Source organism: Amycolatopsis sp. NPDC043885, from assembly GCF_056435685.1.
In genome coordinates, this window is record NZ_JBWKEA010000001.1 from 502,895 (window position 1) to 520,589 (window position 17,695).

The 17,695-nt window shown below is 67.5% G+C and carries 9 protein-coding genes and 1 pseudogene; 2 read left to right on the forward strand and 8 right to left on the reverse strand.

Annotated elements, in window-relative coordinates; translation table 11 throughout:
* Positions 1-3: 3 nt before the first annotated feature.
* Both AC069I_RS02585 and AC069I_RS02590 read left to right on the forward strand, forming a co-directional pair.
* Complete coding sequence (locus tag AC069I_RS02585; RefSeq protein WP_478224966.1) at positions 4-1,167, forward strand: hypothetical protein; 1,164 nt, start codon at positions 4-6, stop codon at positions 1,165-1,167.
* A 9-nt stretch (positions 1,168-1,176) separates the two neighbouring features.
* A complete protein-coding gene (locus AC069I_RS02590; RefSeq protein WP_478264696.1) occupies positions 1,177-2,613 on the forward strand; it encodes a hypothetical protein in 1,437 nt (478 codons plus the stop codon).
* A 4-nt stretch (positions 2,614-2,617) separates the two neighbouring features.
* Here the strand turns inward: AC069I_RS02590 and AC069I_RS02595 are convergent, their stop codons facing one another.
* The 8 genes and pseudogenes from AC069I_RS02595 to rpoB form a co-directional block, all read right to left on the reverse strand.
* The gene (locus tag AC069I_RS02595; RefSeq protein ID WP_478224964.1) at positions 2,618-3,118 is read right to left on the reverse strand and encodes a GNAT family N-acetyltransferase; all 501 of its coding nucleotides are present in this window, start codon (positions 3,116-3,118) and stop codon (positions 2,618-2,620) included.
* A 53-nt stretch (positions 3,119-3,171) separates the two neighbouring features.
* Positions 3,172-3,606: a hypothetical protein gene (locus tag AC069I_RS02600; protein WP_478264697.1), complete on the reverse strand. Its 435-nt coding sequence runs from the start codon at positions 3,604-3,606 to the stop codon at positions 3,172-3,174.
* Positions 3,607-3,661: 55 nt separating this feature from the next.
* Positions 3,662-3,895 carry a hypothetical protein gene (locus AC069I_RS02605; protein ID WP_478264698.1) on the reverse strand — a complete coding sequence of 78 codons (234 nt, stop codon included), beginning with the start codon at positions 3,893-3,895 and terminating at the stop codon, positions 3,662-3,664.
* Between the two features lie 26 nt (positions 3,896-3,921).
* Complete coding sequence (locus tag AC069I_RS02610) at positions 3,922-4,623, reverse strand: hypothetical protein (RefSeq protein ID WP_478264699.1); 702 nt, start codon at positions 4,621-4,623, stop codon at positions 3,922-3,924.
* Positions 4,624-4,703: 80 nt separating this feature from the next.
* A pseudogene (locus AC069I_RS02615) lies at positions 4,704-6,492 on the reverse strand (hypothetical protein).
* Between the two features lie 988 nt (positions 6,493-7,480).
* On the reverse strand, positions 7,481-9,247 hold the full coding sequence (locus AC069I_RS02620) for a hypothetical protein (RefSeq protein ID WP_478264700.1): 1,767 nt from the start codon (positions 9,245-9,247) through the stop codon (positions 7,481-7,483).
* Positions 9,248-9,438: 191 nt separating this feature from the next.
* The gene (locus tag AC069I_RS02625; protein ID WP_340684770.1) at positions 9,439-13,350 is read right to left on the reverse strand and encodes a DNA-directed RNA polymerase subunit beta'; all 3,912 of its coding nucleotides are present in this window, start codon (positions 13,348-13,350) and stop codon (positions 9,439-9,441) included.
* An 85-nt stretch (positions 13,351-13,435) separates the two neighbouring features.
* Positions 13,436-16,936: a DNA-directed RNA polymerase subunit beta gene (gene rpoB / locus AC069I_RS02630; RefSeq protein WP_478224958.1), complete on the reverse strand. Its 3,501-nt coding sequence runs from the start codon at positions 16,934-16,936 to the stop codon at positions 13,436-13,438.
* Positions 16,937-17,695 lie beyond the last annotated feature (759 nt).

Sequence of the window (17,695 nt, forward strand, 5' to 3'; positions counted from 1 at the left end):
GGCATGACCGACGAGAAGGCGAGCATCGCCGCCGGCGTCAAGATCACGGGTGACGACAGCTTCGGCAAGAACGCGCTCGACGCGGCGAAGAAGGTGCCGATCGCGGGCAAGGGCGTCACCACCGTCGCCAACGCCTACGAGAAGTTCAGCACCGCGCAGGGCCCCGGCGACCTGGTGGCCGCCGGGGGGCAGCTGGTACAGGACGGCGCCGGGTTCATCGCGGGGGCCGGCGCGGATCTCGCGAGCTTCGTGCTCGACCCGGTCGGCTGGCTGGTCAGCAACGGCCTCAACATCCTGATCGAGCTGATCCAGCCACTGCAGGACGCGCTGCACTTCGTCACGGGTGACGGCCCGGCGCTCAAGACCGCGGCGGGCAACTTCGGCAACATCGCCAAGGGCTTCGTCACGCTGGCCGACGACTTCGTCAAGACCGGCGACGAGTCCCTGAAGGACTGGGTGGGCGACGCGGGCGACGCCGCCAGGAACGCGCTCGGCGACTTCGCCGTCGGCATCAAGGGCATCGGCAACAGCGCCGGGACGGTGGCCGAGACGCTGCAGATGTGGTCGATGGTGATGACCGTCATCGAAGAGGTCGTCAAATCGATCATCTCCGAGCTGGTCACCTGGGCCATCTACATCTGGCTGCCCGCGCTGGCCGCTTCGGTGGTGAGCCTCGGCTCGTCGGTGGCCGCCGCGATGACCGCGACGATCGCCAAGGCCGCGAGCGCGATGGGCAAGATCACCAAGCACCTCGGCAAACTCGGCAAGCTGCTCGACAAGTTCATGGGCTTCATGCTCAAGTGGACCGACGACCTGGTGAAACAGGGTTCGAAGCTGACGAAGGCCGGCAAGGTCGGGATGACCCCCGGCCAGGAGAAGGCGATCGTCGGCGCGTTCGCGAAGGGCTCCGGGACTCAGCTGGGCACCTTCGGCGACGCCGCGAAGGACGTCCTCAAGGGTGTGCCGAACCAGGCGATCAAGCAGGTGGTCGGGGTCAACCCCAGCGATCTGTCGAAGGGTTCGGCGTACCAGGGCAAGGCGGCCTTCGACGTCGCGAACAAGGTCATCGACAACACGAAGAACGTCACCGCCGGGCAGGAGTACGGCCGGACCGGCGGTCGCCACAGCGAAGAGGAGACGCGCGAGAACCTCGACATGGACCAGTAGGGTCGCCCGATGGACGATCAGCTGGCCGGGCCGTGGCTCATCGCCGGTGGATACACCCTGGCCCTGGCGCTGTTGCTGTTCGGCGGGCGATTCGACGGACGGCGGCCCACCGCGGCCGCCGTCAGCTACGCGCTCTGCGGGATCCTCGTCTCCGAGACGTCGCTGTACTGGCTCTCGACGGGGTCCGGCAGCGCGGTGCCCGGCTGGCTGTGGTTCGCGTTCCCCCTGGTCATCGCGGCTCTGGCGGCCTGGCGGGGGTATCGGCAGAAGACGTGGATCGGCAGGCTCGACGGATCCGGTGAGCCTAGCTTCGGCGTACTCCCCTCGCGGGGGATCGCCGTCACCCACGCGTCGCCCGAGTCGGTGGCGACCGCGGTCGAGTTCGACCACAACGGGCACCGCCTGCTCGGAGTCGAGTACCGGCTCGGCGGCTCGGCGGACTTCCCGGAGCCGGCCAGGACAGCCGACCTGACCGATGGGACGTACGCCCTGATCCAGCTTCGGACGCCGGTCGTGCCGTCGGTCGTCATCACCCCCGCGACGGGTGCTTTCGAGCCGGAGCGGTTCACGCCGCTGGAGGACGCCCGCATCACGCGGAACACCGTCGGGGCGCCGAAGCCGGATGCCCTGCTGCAGCGGTTCGAGACCGGCACGGAGTTCGACCGCCGGTTCACCGTGACGACGTCCGATCCGGAGTTCGCCGAGGCTCTTCTCTCCCCCGGCGTCCGCGCGCTGTTCGAAGGCGATCCGTGGTTCCGGGTCCGCGAAGTCGCCTTCCACGGCGGTTCACTGTGGACCTCCGAAGCCGGGACGCTGACCGAAGAGATGATGTTCGCCGACTCGCGCCGTCTGGCCGTCCTGGCGTCCGAAGTGGACTGGGAAGACGCGGACTTTCGTTCGGTGGCGGCCGCGTCCGACACCAGCGACGCCGGCTGGCTCGGCGGACGGCGAGGCCCGCTCGCCGGACTCCGCGGTCCGCTCAACCGGCGCCGGGAAACGGCCGGACGACAGCCGCTGTCGACGCTGTCGCTGGTGGCGCGCACGGTCGTCGCGCTCGCCCTGGTGCTGCCGGGGCTGGCGCTCGCGGTGAACGCGCTGACCGCGCTGACCGGGCTCGCCCCCGAGGCGCGGCTCACCGTGACCGCGACGCTGCGGGCGGAGGCGAGCACTTCGAGCTGCACCAGCTGCGGCAACGGCAACCTGGTGGACGGCACCTACGAACTCGACGGCGAGACGCACGAGGTGAAGGACCTGCGGTGGATGTCCTTCGGAACGTTCCCGGAGCGGGGTGACGTCGTCGACATCGCCGTGACGCCGCTGTGGTGGCATCCGCTGATCGAGGGCAAGGACACCGGCGTCTTCCTGCTGCTGATCGGGCTGGCGCCCGTCCTCGCCGGTGCCCTCCTCGCCAAGGCGACCTTCGCCCCGCGCCCGCGTCGCGTTTAGCGGGCTAAACGCGATCCGGCACCGCCGGGGCCAGGGACTTCGCGAAGTAGTGGTGCGCGTAGGGGTCGTCGTTGAAGGGCTCGACCGTCTCGTAGCCGAGGCGTGCGTACAGAGCCCTCGCCTCGACGAGGTCGTCTCGGGTGTCGAGGCGGATCAGCGTGGCCCCGAGGCCGCGGGCGACGTCCTCGGCGGCGGCCACGAGCAGCGCCGCGCCGCCCTTGCCGCGCTCGGACTTCCGCAGGAAGACGCGTTTGAGTTCGGTGGTGTCGGGCGCGACGACCCGGAGACCGGCGCAGCCGGCCAGCACCCCGTCCCGTCGCGCGAGGAGGAAGGCACCTGTCGGCGGGACCATGTCGCGGCTGTGGTTCTCCTCGAGCAAGACGTCGAGCTCCTCTTCGGTGACCTGGCGCTCGTAGTAGCGCGACGCGATCTCGTCCAAGTACTCGCGCAGCAGCTGGGCGGCGTCCGGGTGATCGACGGGGGTGACTTCGAAGCTCCAGGTCATGGCTACATTCTGCCCATCGTGGCCACCGGTTTTCGCTGCGCGCCGGATCGCGATTAGGGGGCTAAACGCAGGTCAGGAGGGGCGAGGCGGCCGGCGTAGGTGGCGCCCTCGCCCTGCCCCATCAGCTGGACGGTCGGCGGCGTGCCGGTGTTCTTCCACGTGAGCTCCTTGCGCCACGGCAGCGTCACCTGCAGCTCCTGGTGCACGAGCCCCAGCCCGTTCGAGTCGTGGACCACGGTCGCGGTCCCCGTCCCGGCCAGCTCGTACGCGATCCGCCAGTCGTTCGACACCGGCTGCGCCTGACTGGGCGTCCGCGTGATCGTGCGATCCGGCCCCCGCGACGGTTCGGCCTCGGTCGGCTCGCCGACCACGGCCACGGTCTCGGCCTGCGGTTCCTCACCGCCGTTGAGCAGCACCACACACGTCGCGAGCGCGGCCACCACGATCCCCGCGATGGCGATGCGCCCGATCAGGTGTCTGTCGGCCATCGGTCTCCTCACCGAAAGCGGCGGCGCGGCCCCGGGAGCCGCGCCGCCGCGGAAGTCAGGACGGCAGCAGCCGGCCGGGGACGCCGTTGAGGGACTGGACGAGGCCCAGCACCGGGACGCCGAGCGGCGCGAACGTCCAGATGTTGTGGAGGTCGCTCGTGTCGGGTTCGTCGACGACCACGACATCGTTCGGGGCGTCCTGCGCGGCGAGCGCGGAAGCCGCCGAGCCGAGCACGACGAGACCGGCGAGCGCGGCGCCGGTGACCGCGCGGACGAAGGTCTTCTTCATGAGATTCTCCTTTGCTGGTAACGGTTTTACGAAATCGGCGTGATGATCCCGTAGATCGGGGCGAGGAGGTCGGTGGGCACGGGGACGGCCGGTCCGAGCAGTCCGCCGAGGTCGAGGCCGGGGATCAGCCAGACCGCGGGGTCGCCGCCGGTGGGCAGACCCGGCAGCGGGTCGGCCGAGGCGACCCCGCCGGCGAGTCCGGACAGCGCGCCCGCGACGACGAGAAGTCCGCCCAGTGTCAGGGAAAGCGGGCCGAGCCGGAAGTTCGTCTGGCGCCATTGCTCCGCGGGCACCCAGACGGAAAGAACGGTGACGCCGAACCACAAGGCCGCGGCCGCGACGTAGACGGTGTCTATGGCGAAGTCGACGCCTGTCCGCCCGAGCGAGGTTTCGAGCACCACCAATGCGGCGAGCGCGAGGGCCGCCCAGCGGCCCGCCGGCGGACGGCGGATCAGGACGGGAATGGCCAGCGCGAGCACGAGATGCACGATCAGCGCGATGACGTTGACGTCGGTCGCGAAGGCGGAAACCGCGGCGAGCGCGGCGGAAAGCCCGCCGAGTACGGCGATGGCGAGCCGAAGCCGTCGGGGCAGCTCACCCGCCAGCGGGCGCAGGATCCCCGTGCCGGCAAGGAAAGCGGTCGCCAGCAGAAGTCCGAGCCGGAGCAGGACGAGGGCGATGTCGACTCCGGCCGAACCCGAACTCGCCGGGATGACGTGGTGATCCATGGGACCTTCTCCGAACAGATCGGCGGAGCCGTGGGTGGCGGGGTGCGCCCGCCACCCATGACCTTCCGCGCCGAGCAGGGTTACTTGAGATCCGCGTCCGCCACGACGAACAGTTCGGAGTGCGGCTTGGCGTTGCCGAAGGACCCGTGCGGCCAGGTCTTCCGGTTGAAGTTGATCCCGACCTGTCCGGTGAACTCGTCCCGGAAGTTCTGGTCGACCGCGACCTTCCCGTCCTCGCCGAGGTTCAGCAGGTTGACCTTGTGGTCACCGTCCAAACCGGACCGTGCGACGAAGTAGTTCGACACCGCGAGGTGCTGCGGTTTGTCGGTTTCGTGGTAGTAGCCGTCGTCGCCGAGCACGAAGTTGTCGTACGCGCCCCAGTGCGGGCCGCCGCCGGGCGTGCCCGGGTTGATCGGCGCCGCGCCGACGACGGTCGGCAGATCGCCGCCACCGCCCTGCTGGGACTTCTCCTTCGTGTCGATCCGGCCTTTGATGTTCTCGACCTTGTCGCCCGCGGCGACCAGCTTCTGGATGTCGAGGACGTACACGCCGCCGGTGGTGCCGGGGTCGTGCGGGCCGAGCGCGCCCTTGGAGCGTCCGGTGATCGCGCGGTAGAGGTACTTGTCGTCGGGGCTGGTCTGGATCCAGCCGCCGTTGGAGCCACCGCCGTTGGAGTCGTTGTTCGGGTGGATCGCCTTGTTCGCGGCGCCGTCGTCGAACACCTGGATCCAATGCGGTTCCTTGGCGGTGATGTCCGGTGTGTAGAACACCGCGCCACCCTGCATGGTCTGGGCGAAGGCGCCCTTGCGGCCGGGCAGGTTGGTCACCGTGGTCTCCATGACCGCGCGGCTTTCCGCGTGCAGCGGGTCCGCGGGATCGGCGCGAGGGCCGTCCGGCAGGTACGAGACCGCCTTGAGCTTCGGCTTGTTGCGGTCGGAGATGTCCCACATGCGGACGGTCGGCCGCCGCAGATACGGCGACGACTGCTTCACCGGGTCGAGGATGATGTTGCGCGGCTCGGCGTAGTCACTGGTGACCAGGGTGTTGAGGTCCTCACGGGCCTGGATGCCGTGCGGGTTGGCGCAGGTCGGCTCGTCCAGTCGCGGGAGGTTGTCGCACAGCTTCTTGTTGTCACCCTGCGGCGTGGCCGCCGGGGCTCCGACAGCACCTGCGCGTTCTGGTCGAAGCGGACGACCTCGCCGGGGCTACCGGCGAAACCGTTGCCCACCACGGTGGAACCGTTGGCGTAGGTGTGCGGGCCGGGCCGCCCATGTAGGTGCCGTAGGCGGTGCCGTCCTTGAGCACCCAGTACGCGTCCGGGACTGAGCCGCCGAGGGTCTGCGTCGGGAGGCTGACGCCCTTGAGCTTCAGTTGCGGCAACGCGGAGACGTCGAAGGCGTACGTCGCGGCGGCGAACAGCGCGCCGGCGTAGATCGTGTCTCCCTTGTGCCACACGTACTGCATGTGGTGCGGCTCGTTCTCGACGAGCGGCCCGACGGTGGCGGTGTTGACGACCTTGCCGTACGTCGGGGAACCCTGCGTCGCGTCGATCACGGCGAGGAAGTCCGGACCGGGCAACGCGTTTTTGATCTTGTTCAGGCCGCCACCGAGCGAACCCGGCAGGTTCTTGATGTCCTTGACCAGGGTGTCGGCGATGTTCTCGTCACCGGCCCAGACCAGCAGCCACTTCTGGCGCTTGCCGTCCGCGCTCCGGGACGCCGCGACATCCTTGGACACCAGGTGGTTCTGGACCCAGTACTCCTTGCCGTCGGCCGCCTTCTTCGCGTCCTTGACGACCTGGACGTCGGCGTAGGCGCTCGTCGTGGAGCCGGTATAGGTCACCGTGCCCACGGCGAGCGCCGCCGCCAAGGCGCCGATCACCACTTTTCGCCACTTTGGCGAGTCGGATAGCATTCTTTCTCCCTGTTTTCGCTACCGAAGCGCCAGACAATTGGCACGCCTCTCCCTTTTCGCGCAGGCGTCACCGGCACGGATCAAAGGGAAAGCAATCAACCGCCGGTTCCAGCGGGGAACCGTTGCGGCACAGCGGAAAGCGTCAGCGCGCAAAGATCAGGCGCATCCGTTTCGGATACGCGGATTCGCCTACGACGCGACCAGCCCGGAATAGGTCAGGAATCCGTACACAGCGCGCTTGCCTGCTGCCGCAAGTCAACGTGCCGGCGCCACACCAAGGCGACGGGGGATTGCATGGGCGAAATACTCGTGCGAAGCCGCTGGAGTGTCAATCTCGCGATCAAAGAATGGGACATGCCACGGCAGGGTGAATTTCCCGCGATGCGGATGGGTCATTGCGCCGAACAGGTGGCGATTTTCCGAGCGTTGGGAATTAGGCCACCTGGCAGCACTACCGCAGGTCACAACGGACCAGTAACCCGCGTCCGGCACGACCGCGGCCATTATGGGTTCGTTATGCTTTCCCGGGAACTCTGCCACTTCGCGGACCCACGAGGCGGCACACGTCGAAGATCTCCCCCTCGGCGCAGGCGATCCGATACCGGACAACACGGTCGACATGGGCACCGGGCACGACTGCTTGGACACGCTCTCGCACACCGACCCGCCGGCCCCGGCGTGCGAGACTCGCGGCGGCCGAAACCCGGAACTCGCCGAGGCATGGTGGCACCCTTCCGAACACCTACTGACCTGCGGCCCCGCCCTCCGGATCGCGATTAGGGGGCTAAACGCAGGTCGGGCGAGGCGTCGGGCGGCGTGTGGGCGGATCGCGTTTAGCCCGCTAAACGCAAGTGCCACCGGATCGCGTTTAGCCCGCTAAACGCGATCCGGTGGCACCGGACGCGGGCAGGTGGCAGATCGCGATTAGGGGGCTAAACGCAGGTCAGTCAGCCTGGCGGTGACGGCGGCGCGAGGTGAAGACCAGACCCGCACCGAGTACCAGGGTGGCCAGGGCGAGAGCGCCGAGGCCGAGGACGTCGGCACCGGTGCGGGCCAGACCCGTTCCGCCGCCGGAAGCCTGGTTACCTGGCGCGCCGGGGGCGGGTGTGCTGGTCCCGGACGCGTCACAGCCAGGACGCCGGGTGGGCAAGGTGAGCGGCGGTTCCTCGCCCTTCGTGGCTTCGACGCGAAGCCGGGCAGGGTTGTCCGCCGGACCGACGACGTAGATCGACTTCGGGTTGTCATGCATGATCCGCCAACCCTGCGGCGGGGCGAAGAACAGGCGGTACTTCGGCCCCGGCACCAAGTTGGCGATCTTGAAGTGTCCCTCCCCGTCGGTCGTCGTCTCGACGATGGTCGGGCAGTCACCGTCGGAGGCGAGTACGACCTTGACCCCGGCGAGCCCCGCCTCGAGTTTGCCCGGGTCCGTGTTGTGGACCACCTGACCCGCGAGGGAGGCGATCCCACCCGGCACCGAGGCTTCGTCGTTCGCGACCGGGTTGCCGTCGATACCGACGTCGGCATAGCCGAAGTCACAACCCACCGCGACGCGGCCATGGTGCAGCGCGGCGTCCGGGACCTTCTCGGTCACGTCGAAGGTGCGGGTCTGGCCGGGAGCGATGGTCGCCCCACCCGCGAGGTAGGAAAGCTCTCCCCAACCAGGACCATTGCTCTTCAGCGCGAAGTCCGCTCCGGCGCGATTGCACCCGGCCACGATGCCGACGAGCGGAATGGTTCCCGAGTTCGTCAGTGTCACGGTGACGTGGGCGAGCTCGCCGACTTTGTAGGTGTCCTTGGTGAAGGACACCGACGCTTTGAGTGCACCGTTCAACGGCTGCACCCCACGGATGGGCAAGTCCGTGGTGTCCGCGCCGGCCCGAATGACCTTGAGGGGGAACAACCAGCCCTTGATCGAGTCGCTGCCGCCGCTGAGAAGATATTCGACGGCCGGGACGTCCCCGAAATCGATTTTCCCGTCGGCGTCGCTCGTGGCCTTGTACTCCTTGGAACCGATGGTGTACCGCAAGGTGAGCGGGATATCGGCCAGCTGTTCGCCGTCATCGAGCTTGCCGTTGCCGTTCTTGTCGCCGAACACGACACCCGCCACGCGGCCGGTGACCTTCTCGACGGAGACAGTGCCGTTGAACTCACCGGCGCTGAACCCGGTCTCGTCGGCGACAAAGCCCCGGACGACCGCGATGTCCTTGTCGAGGTCCCCGATCTGCCCGGTGACGGTCAGCTCTTTGGTCTCGTCGGGCTCGAGGCTCACCCCCGGTGCACGTCCCCACGCTCCCCAGCCCGGCTCGTAGGGAATCGACAGGGCTCCCGGCTCACTGAAGAATTGGTGGACCTGAAGTCCGACCGCGCGGGTTTCGCCGACGTTCTTGACCTTGAAGGTGAAACGGACGTCTTCGTCGATCCGGTAGGAGTCTTTTTCGAACGTGACCGAAGCTTCGACCTTCGCTCGCTCGGCCTGCGGCTTCGGCGCCGCGGGTGCAGAACTCTCGGCCGGCGGCGCGCTGGGCGTCGGGGCGGGAGTGCTACTCGGCGCTTCGGACGTCGTCGGCGCGCTGGAGGGCGGGGCCGAAGGCTCCGGATCCGCCAGGGCGGGCGCGGCGAACACACCGGTCAGGGCCGCGCCGGCGGCGATCGTCGCGAGATAGATCCCCGCGGTACGCGCGATGGATCTCACCCCAGGTGATTTGTTCACGCAGAGTCACCCCTGAATACCCGTTGGAAATGCGCAGAGCCCCCGAACCGCGTAGAACCCGATCACCCTAGCGAGTGTGGTGAAGAGTTCGTACCCGTTTCGGGTGAGGTGGACTCAAACTGGAACATTCCGGGAAACGGGAAGGGCCCCCGCCGGATCGGCGGGGGCCCTTCTCGTGGATTTCGCTTCGGTCAGCGGAAGTCGCGGCCGAAGTCATAGTCGTCCAGCGGCACCGCGGCGCCCGGCGTGGAGCCGAACACATCCGGGGTGTAGTAGCCGTCGTCGTAGGACGGGATCGCGTAAGCGGCGACCCGCGCCTCCTCGGTCGGCTGCACCTGGATGTTGCGGTACTTGTTGATCCCGGTACCGGCCGGGATCAGCTTACCGATGATCACGTTCTCCTTGAGGCCCACGAGCTTGTCCGAGCGGCCGTTGATGGCCGCGTCGGTCAGGACACGCGTGGTCTCCTGGAACGAGGCCGCCGACAGCCACGAGTCCGTGGTCAGCGAGGCCTTCGTGATCCCCATCAGCACCGGACGACCCGAGGCGGGCTCGCCGCCCTCGGCGACCGACGCCCGGTTCTTCGCCTCGAACTTGGTCCGCTCGGGCAGCTCGCCCGGCAGGAAGTCCGTGGCACCGGAGTCGATGATCGTCACCCGGCGCAGCATCTGCCGGACGATGACCTCGATGTGCTTGTCGTGGATCGACACACCCTGCGCCCGGTACACCTTCTGGACCTCGTCCACCAGGTGCATCTGCGCCTCGCGCGGTCCCATCACGCGCAGGACCTCGTGCGGGTCCGGCGTGCCTTCGAGCAGCTGCTGACCGACGTTGACGCGGTCACCGTCGCCCAGCGGGCCGTTCGGGGTGTTCGCGAGCCGCTGACGCTTGGACAGCTTGTCGAAGACGATCTCTTCGCTGCCGTCGTCCGGGATCAGCGTGATCTTCCAGAACCGCTCGCTCTCCTCGATGCGCACACGGCCATCGACGTCGGCGATCGGCGCCTTGCCCTTCGGGACCCGGGCCTCGAACAGCTCCTGGACACGGGGCAGACCGGTCGTGATGTCGTCACCGGCGACACCACCCTGGTGGAACGTACGCATCGTCAGCTGCGTACCCGGCTCACCGATCGACTGGGCCGCGACGATACCCACGGCCTCGCCGACGTCGACGAGCTGACCGGTCGCCATGGACCGGCCGTAGCAGGTGGCGCAGATACCGACGGCCGACTCGCAGGTCAGCACCGAGCGCACCTTGACCTTGGAGATCCCGCTCGAGATGAGCTTGTCGATCGCCGGGTCACCGATGTCGTCACCGGCGTTGAGCACGACGTTGCCCTTGGCGTCGACCGCGTCGGTCGCCAGGTTCCGCGCGTACACGCTGGTCTCGACGTGCTGGTCGCGCAGGACCTTGCCGTCGCCGATGTCCTCACCGATCGGCATGTTGATGCCGCGGGTGGTGCCACAGTCGATCTCGCGGACGATGACGTCCTGCGACACGTCCACCAGACGACGGGTCAGGTAACCCGAGTCGGCGGTACGGAGCGCCGTGTCCGCCAGACCCTTACGGGCACCGTGCGTCGCGATGAAGTACTCCGCCACCGACAGGCCTTCACGGAAGTTGGCCTTGATCGGACGCGGGATGTACTCACCCTTCGGGTTCGACACCAGACCACGCATACCGGCCAGCGACCGGACCTGCGTCATGTTGCCCGCCGCGCCCGACTTCACGATCATCGCGATCGGGTTGTCGTCCGGCAGCGCCGTCTCCATGATCTTGTGGACCTCTTCGGTGGCCTGCGTCCACACCTTGACGAGCTCGTTGTTGCGCTCGGCGTGCGACAGCTGACCACGCTGGTACCGCTTCTCGACCTGGTCGGCCTTGCCTTCGTACTCGTCCAGAATGGCCTTCTTGCCTGCCGGGACGAGCACGTCGGAGATCGCGACCGTGACACCCGAACGGGTCGCCCAGTAGAAACCGGCGTCCTTCAGGCGGTCCAGGGTCTGCGCGACCTGGGTCATCGAGTAGCGCTCGGCGAGGTCGTTCACGATCGCGGCCTGACGCTTCTTCGGCATCGGCTCGTTGATGAACGGGTAGTCCGCCGGCAGCAGCTCGTTGAACAGCACACGGCCCAGGGTGGTCTCGGCCAGCCACGCCTTGCCCGGCTCCCAGCCCTTCTCCGCCAGCGCCGCTTCGTCCGCCTTGGCGGGCTGACGGTCGGTGATGCGGATCTTGATCGGGGCGTGCAGGCTCAGCGCCTTGCGGTCGAACGCCATGATCGCCTCGGCGGGCGACGAGTACGCGTTGCCCGCGCCGTCGGCGTTCTCGTTCAGGCGGGTCAGGTGGAACAGACCGGTCACCATGTCCAGACGCGGCATGGCGAGCGGACGACCCGACGCCGGCGAAAGGATGTTGTTCGCCGACAGCATCAGGATGCGGGCCTCGGCCTGCGCCTCCGCGGACAGCGGGAGGTGCACGGCCATCTGGTCACCGTCGAAGTCCGCGTTGAACGCTTCACAGACCAGCGGGTGCAGCTGGATGGCCTTGCCTTCGACCAGCTGCGGCTCGAAGGCCTGGATACCGAGGCGGTGCAGGGTCGGCGCACGGTTCAGCATCACCGGGTGGCCGGTGATGACCTCTTCGAGCACGTCCCACACCTGCGGACGCGACCGCTCCACCATCCGCTTGGCGGACTTGATGTTCTGCGCGTGGTTCAGGTCGACCAGCCGCTTCATGACGAACGGCTTGAACAGCTCGAGCGCCATGTCCTTCGGCAGACCGCACTGGTGCAGCTTCAGCTGCGGACCGACGATGATGACCGAACGGCCGGAGTAGTCGACACGCTTGCCGAGCAGGTTCTGGCGGAACCGGCCCTGCTTGCCCTTGAGCAGGTCGGACAGCGACTTCAGCGGGCGGTTACCTGGACCGGTGACCGGGCGGCCGCGGCGGCCGTTGTCGAACAGCGCGTCGACGGCCTCCTGCAGCATCCGCTTCTCGTTGTTGACGATGATCTCGGGCGCGCCGAGGTCGATCAGCCGCTTCAACCGGTTGTTCCGGTTGATGACCCGGCGGTAGAGGTCGTTCAGGTCGGAGGTGGCGAACCGGCCACCGTCGAGCTGGACCATCGGGCGCAGGTCCGGCGGGATCACCGGGACGGCGTCGAGCACCATGCCGCGCGGATCGTTGCCGGTGGCCTGGAAGGCCGCGACGACCTTGAGCCGCTTCAGCGCGCGGAGCTTCTTCTGCCCCTTGCCGTTGCGGATGGTGTCGCGCAGGCTCTCGGCCTCCGCGGCGACGTCGAACTCGGTGGCCAGCTTCTGGATGGCCTCCGCGCCCATGCCGCCGGTGAAGTACTCGCCGTAGCGGTCGACGAGCTCGCGGTAGAGCAGCTCGTCGGCGATCAGCTGACGGGTGTCGAGCTTCGTGAAGGTCGTCCAGACCTCCTCGAGACGGTCCAGCTCGCGACCGGCGCGGTCACGCAGCTGACGCATCTCGCGCTCGCCGCCTTCCTTGACCTTGCGGCGGACGTCGGACTTGGCGCCCTCCGCCTCCAGCTCGGCCAGGTCGGCTTCCAGCTTCTGCGCCCGTGCCTCGATGTCCGCGTCGCGCTTGGTCTCGAGGTTCTTGCGCTCGACACCGATCTCGTTCTCGAGGGTCGGCAGGTCGTTATGCCGCAGCTCGGTGTTCACACCGGTGATCACGTAGGCCGCGAAGTAGATGATCTTCTCGAGGTCCTTCGGCGCCAGGTCGAGCAAGTAGCCCAGGCGGGAGGGAACACCCTTGAAGTACCAGATGTGGGTGACGGGAGCGGCCAGCTCGATGTGGCCCATCCGCTCACGACGCACCTTGGCGCGGGTGACCTCGACGCCACAGCGCTCGCAGATGATGCCCTTGAAGCGGACCCGCTTGTACTTACCGCAGTAGCACTCCCAGTCCCGGGTCGGGCCGAAGATCTTCTCGCAGAAGAGGCCGTCCTTCTCGGGCTTGAGCGTCCGGTAGTTGATGGTCTCCGGCTTCTTCACCTCGCCGAAGGACCACTGACGAATGTCGTCGGCGGTGGCGAGGCCGATGCGGAGCTCATCGAAGAAGTTGACGTCCAGCACGTCTTTACATCCCCTTGGGGTTGATGCGACTAGAGGAGTTGGCGAGCGGAGGCGGGAGCCCGAGGGACTCCCGCCTCATCGCGGGTCAGTGCACGACGTCGTCCACCGAGGGCGACTCGTTGCGGGACAGGTTGATGCCGAGGTTGGCCGCGGCACGCTCGAGGTCCTCGTCGTCGGAGTCGCGCATCTCGATCGCGGCGCCGTCGCTGGACAGCACCTCGACGTTGAGGCAGAGCGACTGGAGCTCCTTCAGGAGCACCTTGAACGACTCCGGGATACCCGGCTCGGGGATGTTCTCCCCCTTGACGATGGCCTCGTACACCTTGACGCGGCCGACCACGTCGTCCGACTTGATCGTCAGGAGCTCCTGCAGGGTGTATGCGGCGCCGTACGCCTGCATCGCCCAGCACTCCATCTCGCCGAACCGCTGGCCACCGAACTGCGCCTTACCACCCAGCGGCTGCTGCGTGATCATCGAGTACGGACCGGTGGACCGGGCGTGGATCTTGTCGTCGACCAGGTGGTGCAGCTTCAGGATGTACATGTAGCCGACCGAGACCGGGTACGGGAACGGCTCGCCGGAGCGGCCGTCCAGCAGCGTGGCCTTGCCGTTCTGCTTGACCATGCGCTCGCCGTCGCGGTTCGGCTTGGTCGCGCCGAGCAGCCCGGTGAGCTCCTCTTCCTTCGCGCCGTCGAACACCGGGGTCGCGGTGTTCGTGCCGGGGTCGACGTCGTAGAGCTCCTCGTTGAGGTTCTTCGCCCAGTCCGGGTTGCCCTCGATCTTCCACCCCTGCGACGCCAGCCAGCCCAGGTGAAGCTCCAGGACCTGGCCGATGTTCATACGCCGCGGGACACCGTGGGTGTTCAGGATGATGTCGACGGGCGTGCCGTCCTCCATGAACGGCATGTCCTCGGCGGGGAGGATCTTGCCGATGACACCCTTGTTCCCGTGGCGGCCGGCGAGCTTGTCGCCCGGCTGGATCTTCCGCTTCTGGGCCACGTAGACGCGGACCAGTTCGTTGACGCCCGGGGGCAGCTCGTCGTCGTCCTCGCGCGAGAACACGCGGATGCCGATGACCTTGCCGGTCTCACCGTGCGGCACCTTCAGCGAGGTGTCGCGGACCTCACGGGCCTTCTCGCCGAAGATCGCGCGGAGCAGGCGCTCCTCCGGGGTCAGCTCGGTCTCACCCTTGGGCGTGACCTTGCCGACCAGGATGTCGCCGTCGCGGACCTCGGCACCGATGCGGATGATGCCGCGCTCGTCGAGGTCGGCCAGGACCTCCTCGGAGACGTTCGGGATGTCCCGGGTGATCTCCTCGGCGCCCAGCTTGGTGTCGCGGGCGTCGATCTCGTGCTCCTCGATGTGGATCGACGTGAGCACGTCGTCCTGCACCAGGCGCTCGGAGAGGATGATCGCGTCCTCGTAGTTGTGGCCCTCCCACGGCATGACCGCGACGAGCAGGTTCTTGCCGAGCGCCATCTCACCGTTCTCGGTGGACGGGCCGTCGGCGATGACCTGACCCTGCTCGACCCGGTCGCCCTCGTTGACGATCGGGCGGTGGTTGAAGCAGGTGCCGTGGTTCGAGCGACGGAACTTGTACAGTCCGTAGCTCTTCCGCGTGCCGTCGTCGTGCATGATCGTGATCAGGTCGGCCGAGAGCTCCTCGACGACACCGGACTGCTCGGCGACGAGCACGTCACCGGCGTCGACCGCGGCACGCAGCTCCACCCCGGTGCCGACGTACGGCGCCTGGTTGCGGAGCAGCGGCACGGCCTGGCGCTGCATGTTCGCACCCATCAGGGCGCGGTTCGCGTCGTCGTGCTCGAGGAACGGGATCATCGCCGTCGCGACCGAGACCATCTGCCGCGGTGAGACGTCCATGTAGTCCACGTCCAGCGGGTCGATCAGCTCGACCTCGCCGCCCTTCTTACGGACCAGGACGCGGTCTTCGACGAAGGTGCCGTCTTCCGAGATAGGCGCGTTCGCCTGCGCCTTCACGTAGCGGTCTTCCTCGTCCGCGGTGAGGTAGTCGACCTGGTCGGTGACGCGACCCTCGACGACCTTGCGGTACGGGGTCTCGATGAAACCGAACGGGTTGACCCGCGCGTACGAGCAGAGCGAACCGATCAGGCCGATGTTCGGGCCTTCCGGCGTCTCGATCGGGCACATGCGGCCGTAGTGCGACGGGTGGACGTCACGGACCTCCATGCCGGCGCGCTCACGCGACAGACCACCCGGGCCGAGGGCGGACAGACGACGCTTGTGCGTCAGCCCCGACAGCGGGTTGTTCTGGTCCATGAACTGCGACAGCTGCGAAGTACCGAAGAACTCCTTGATCGCCGCCACGACGGGACGGATGTTGATCAGGGTCTGCGGCGTGATCGCCTCGACGTCCTGGGTGGTCATCCGCTCGCGGACGACGCGCTCCATCCGGGACAGACCCACGCGGATCTGGTTCTGGATGAGCTCGCCGACGGTGCGGAGACGGCGGTTGCCGAAGTGGTCGATGTCGTCGGTCTCGACCGGGATGGTCTGGTCGCCGACGGTCGCCTTGTCCTCGCCCGCGTGCAGGCGGACCAGGTACTCGATCGTCGAGACGATGTCCTCTTCGGTCAGCGTCCCGGTGTCGTACGGCGTGGTCAGGCCGAGCTTCTTGTTCAGCTTGTACCGGCCGACCTTGGCCAGGTCGTAGCGCTTCGGCTTGAAGAACAGGTTCTCCAGCAGCGTCTGCGCGCTCTCCTTCGTGGGCGGTTCGCCCGGGCGCAGCTTGCGGTAGATGTCGAGCAGCGCCTCGTCGGTGCCGGCGGTGTGGTCCTTCTCGAGGGTGGCGAGCAGCGTCTCGGAGAAGGAGAAGCGCTCGCGGATCGCCTCGGTGGTCCAGCCGAGCGCCTTCAGCAGCACGGTGACCGGCTGGCGGCGCTTGCGGTCGATGCGGACGCCGACGGTGTCGCGCTTGTCGACGTCGAACTCGAGCCAGGCACCCCGGCTCGGGATGACGCGGACGTTGAAGACGTCCTTGTCGGTGGTCTTGTCGACGCTGGTGTCGAAGTACACACCCGGCGAACGGACCAGCTGGGACACGACGACACGCTCGGTGCCGTTGATGACGAAGGTGCCCTTGTCGGTCATCACCGGGAAGTCGCCCATGAAGACCGTCTGGCTCTTGATCTCGCCGGTGTTGTTGTTCACGAACTCGGCGGTCACGAACAGCGGGGCCGCGTACGTCATGTCCTTGTCCTTGCACTCCTCGACGGAGGCCTTGACCTCGTCGAAGCGCGGGTCGGAGAAGGACAGCGACATGGATCCGGAGAAGTCTTCGATCGGCGAGATCTCGTTGAGGACCTCTTCCAGGCCGCCGACCGGGTTTTCTTCACCTTCTTCGACGCGGCGTTCGAACCACGCCTCGTCGCCGGTGAACCATTCAAAGGACCTGATCTGCACGTCGAGCAGGTTCGGGGTGCTGAGCGGCTCGCGAATCTTTGCGAAGGAGACCCGCTTGGGGGCTCCCGGGATTCCCGTGGACTCCGAGCGAGATACAGCCGAGGTGGTCGCAGCAGTGGCCTGGTTCGCGGGAGAGACTGCCAAGATGCGTCCTTCCGGGGACAATGAGCGGTGAGCAGCCGCGTCAGCAACAGCTGATGCGATCTGTCAAGGGTGCCGTGTGCCCACTATCCTAACTACCGGCTCCGGGCAGCCTGAAAGAGGGCAGCGCAAAGAAGCAGTCTAGCCCGAACGTCGCGGTCTGTCCAGGGGGCGCTCCCGATGGGGCCCAGCCTGCATCGCAACGTCTTCAGGTATGCCTCTCCTCGGCCTCCCCGGACCGACCCTCCCGCAAGGGCACCGCCGGTTCTCACCGTTGCCAGTAAGCGTGACCCCACAGGGGCTCTGAGTCAAGATGCCGCGCGGTGGTCCCGCCGGTTGGCGCAGCGTTTAAGAAGCTCCTCCCGGCGTGCTTCACAGGACGATCATCCTGGTTACCGCCCGGTACCCGCAGGTGACGGCGTTGGGGCGCCGACCTGCGTTTAGCGGGCTAAACGCGATCCCGTGGAGGTCGACTCGGAGAGTTCACCGGGCCTAGGGCGGGGTGCCCTGGCAGGTCCTCGGGGCGCTCCGGGGCGTGTGGCGGCTGTGACCGGTGAGCCGGCTGGTGCGACGCACAGGAAAGAGGCCCGGATCGCGTTTAGCCCCCTAAACGCGATCCGGGGGCCAAGAGCGGATGCTGGACGCGGATTGGGAAACTGGGGTGATATGCCGAGCGTGCGAGCTTGATCTGGACTTGGAAGACGATGAGATGCCAGCCGAGGCGCCCGTGTTACTGCCTTCCGCGGCCGAACTTCTGGATGC

Bases quoted from the DNA above. Each gene is read 5' to 3' on its own strand.
- AC069I_RS02585 (WP_478224966.1), top strand. From the start codon at position 4: ATGACCGACGAGAAGGCGAGCATCGCCGCCGGCGTCAAGATCACGGGT.
- AC069I_RS02590 (WP_478264696.1), top strand. From the start codon at position 1,177: ATGGACGATCAGCTGGCCGGGCCGTGGCTCATCGCCGGTGGATACACC.
- AC069I_RS02595 (WP_478224964.1), bottom strand. From the start codon at position 3,118: ATGACCTGGAGCTTCGAAGTCACCCCCGTCGATCACCCGGACGCCGCC.
- AC069I_RS02600 (WP_478264697.1), bottom strand. From the start codon at position 3,606: ATGGCCGACAGACACCTGATCGGGCGCATCGCCATCGCGGGGATCGTG.
- AC069I_RS02605 (WP_478264698.1), bottom strand. From the start codon at position 3,895: ATGAAGAAGACCTTCGTCCGCGCGGTCACCGGCGCCGCGCTCGCCGGT.
- AC069I_RS02610 (WP_478264699.1), bottom strand. From the start codon at position 4,623: ATGGATCACCACGTCATCCCGGCGAGTTCGGGTTCGGCCGGAGTCGAC.